The sequence below is a fragment of the Chitinophaga sp. ARDCPP14 genome (assembly GCF_051362515.1).
In the GTDB taxonomy this organism is placed as follows: Bacteria; Bacteroidota; Bacteroidia; order Chitinophagales; family Chitinophagaceae; genus Chitinophaga.
The window spans coordinates 1-280 of record NZ_JBKIXB010000040.1; the positions used below are offsets into that span (position 1 = coordinate 1).

General features: G+C 45.7%; 1 rRNA gene. It reads left to right on the forward strand.

Annotation, left to right across the window (positions count from 1 at the left end):
- A 23S ribosomal RNA gene (locus ACLHR0_RS31685) occupies positions 1-280 on the forward strand; the annotation flags it as partial.

Consider the following 280-nt stretch of genomic DNA (forward strand, 5'->3'; position numbering starts at 1 on the left):
AAAGCCGAAAGGTGTAGCTGATGGCAAACTGGTGAATATTCCAGTACCTGCTATAAATTCGATGGAGTAACGGAGTAGTGAAAGGATCGCGCACTTACGGAATAGTGCGTTAAAGGGTGTAGGTATATTTTTGGTAGGAAAATCCGCCAGAGATGCTGAAGCCTGATAGTACAGCAAAGCTTCGGCCGCGCTGATAGTGTCCCTAATCAGACTTCCAAGAAAAACTTCTAAGGTTCGTTTATAGCAGCCCGTACCGTAAACCGACACAGGTAGTCGAGAT